This window comes from Gemmatimonas sp., from assembly GCF_044345575.1.
In the GTDB taxonomy this organism is placed as follows: domain Bacteria; phylum Gemmatimonadota; class Gemmatimonadetes; order Gemmatimonadales; family Gemmatimonadaceae; genus Gemmatimonas.
In genome coordinates, this window is the sequence record NZ_JBIJAW010000436.1 from 1 (window position 1) to 2,511 (window position 2,511).

Consider the following 2,511-nt stretch of genomic DNA (forward strand, 5'->3'; position numbering starts at 1 on the left):
TGGGCAGCCGGTCCATCTGCTGAGCCCGCTCGTGCCGTCGACGTTTCTGCTCGTCGGGTTGTGCGGCGTGGATTTCGGCGAGCATCAGCGCTTCACGCTCAAGTGGGCGCTGCTGTCGGCGTTGGTGCTGCTTGGGGCCGGCCTGGCGTTGTCGGTCATTCCCTTCGTCGGAGCGCGCTGAGTATCCGTTTCAGCGCATTATCCTTCCGCATCCTCAACCAACGGAGTGCATCTCTCGTGTCCGCCTCGTCGCGTCTGCTGTGTGGTCTTGCTGCGGTTGTTCTTGTTCCTTCGGCGATGGCGGCCCAGTCGCCCTCACTCGACAAGGTCGAGCAGCGGCTCCGGCGTGAGCTCGCGGCCACGCGTGAGGCGCAGGTCGCGTACCTGGAGACGCTGGTGAACATCCCCAGCGGCTCGCTCAACGTGGAGGGCGTGCGTGCGGCGGGACGCATGATGATGGGCACGCTCGATTCCCTTGGCTTCAGCACGCGATGGGTCGATGTCCCCGCCGAGATGAAGCGCGCTGGCCATCTGGTGGCGACGCACACGGGGAAGGCTGGCAGTCCGCGCATGTTGCTCATCGGTCACCTCGATACCGTGTTCGAAGGGCCCAATCAGCGGTTCGAGCGCACCGATTCCATCGCGCGGGGTGCGGGCTCGAACGACATGAAGGGCGGCGACGTGATCATCCTGTACGCGCTCAAGGCCCTGGCTGCCACGGGTGCGCTGGCCGACCTCAACGTCACCGTGGTGATGACCGGCGACGAGGAGATGCCCGGCGATCCGCTCTCCAAGGCGCGGGAAGCGCTCCTCGATGCGGCCAAGCAGAGCGATATCGCGCTGGCCTTCGAAGGCGGCTCATACACGGAAGCCACGGTGGGACGACGCTCGGCCAGCGGATGGATTCTCAAGGTTACCGGTAAGCAGGGACACTCCTCAGGAGTGTTCCGCGGGACGTACGGTTCCATCTACGAAGCGGCGCGCATTCTGGATGAATTCCGTCGTGAACTGGCATCCGAAACCAACCTCACCTACAACCCGGGCACCATCGTGGGTGGGTCGGACGTGAAGTACGACACCACCACGCTGTCGGGCTCACTGGCCGGCAAGACCAACATCATTTCGCCCATCACCTGGGTGCAGGGTGATCTGCGCGCGATGGATCAGGCCCAGATCGCGCGAGCGCAGGCCAAGATGCAGGAGATCGTGGGGCGGAATCTTCCAGGCACGACGGCCGAGATCACGTTCGACGAGGGATACCCGCCAATGGCGGTGACGGCGGGCAACACCGCGCTGCTCGAGCTGTACAGCGGCGCCAGCGCATCGCTCGGCCACGGGGCGCTCAAAGCGAGCGACCCGGCCCGACGGGGGGCCGGCGACCTGAGCTTCGTGGCGCCGCTTATCGATGGGCTGGAGGGACTCGGGGCCATCGGGAATGGGTCGCATTCTCCCAACGAATCGGTGAACCTCAACGCGTTGCACATGCAGACGGAGCGCGCGGCGGTGATGCTGTACCGCCTTGGGAAGCGCAAGGCAACGGAGTTCCGTCGCCCCAACGCGATGTAGGCCGGTCGGTACTGCCACCGTGCTGCTGCGGCTGCTCTTTCCGTCGTGGGCGTTTTTCGACCGCGTCACCGAGGTGCCGCGGTTGCAGGCACGGGTGACGGCACACGACGGCACACTCGGCCCGTGGCATGATCTCCTGCAGGCGCCGCCGCGAACGTGGCGCTCAGTGTTGTATCACCCGGAAGGTACCACGCATCTGGCGCTGCACAGCGCGGTGGATCGGTTCGCCATGGAGTGTACGCTCGGTGAGCCGGACGCGACGTCCCGTGCCCTGGTGGTGGCCATCGTCGAACACCAGGTGCGTGCGCGGTTCGCGCAGGACGACCAGCCGGCGGGCCGTTGGGAGTGGCGCATCATCGCCGCGCCCGCGGTGCCTACCGACGGCGACGCGGTGCGCGTGATGTGCGGTGGCGGCCTTCCGTCGTGAGCCTCGCCACCGAGTTCGATACAGTGACGCGGCTCATGCAGGCGCTGACCGCCCTTGCGATGATCGTGGTGGCGCTCGAGTGGCAGGCGATGCAGGCGTCGGGGGTACTCCGCGATGTGTGGCGTGAGGAGACGCTTCGCGGGTGGTGGGGATGGCGCCGCCTGCTCATGCGCGATGGCATTACGAGAGCGATGCCGTGGGTGCAGACCTCGCTCGCTTCGCTGCTGTTGCTCGCAGCCATGCTCGACGACCGGCGCGACTCCATGGGCGCGATGGCCGCCGCGGGGCTGGCCGTATCGGTGTGGCACACCGCCGTGCGCGTACGCGGCACGATGAACGGTGGGAGTGATGGCATGCTCTTCATCGTGCTGCTCATGCTCGCGCTCGCGACGGCGCCCGTCTCCACGCGCGTCCAGCATGCCGCGGTAGTGTTCGTGGCGGCGCAGGTGCTGCTGTCGTACCTACGCGCGGGGCTCGTGAAGGCGCGCGAGCGGGATTGGTGGAATGGGACGGCGCTC

Annotated in this window: 3 protein-coding genes and 1 pseudogene; all 4 read left to right on the top strand. The window is 66.8% G+C overall.

The window, feature by feature from the left end:
* Window positions 1–181: pseudogene (locus tag ACIQ6O_RS16330) on the top strand (citrate transporter); the annotation flags it as partial.
* A gap of 56 nt (window positions 182–237) precedes the next feature.
* Window positions 238–1,566, top strand: coding sequence for a M20/M25/M40 family metallo-hydrolase (locus ACIQ6O_RS16335; RefSeq protein ID WP_396208831.1), 1,329 nt, complete (start codon window positions 238–240; stop codon window positions 1,564–1,566).
* 19 nt (window positions 1,567–1,585) lie between these two features.
* Complete coding sequence (locus ACIQ6O_RS16340) at window positions 1,586–1,993, top strand: hypothetical protein (RefSeq protein WP_396208832.1); 408 nt, start codon at window positions 1,586–1,588, stop codon at window positions 1,991–1,993.
* A partial coding sequence (locus ACIQ6O_RS16345; RefSeq protein WP_396208833.1) for a hypothetical protein occupies window positions 1,990–2,511 on the top strand: 522 nt, incomplete at its 3' end. The genes ACIQ6O_RS16340 and ACIQ6O_RS16345, both read left to right, overlap by 4 nt.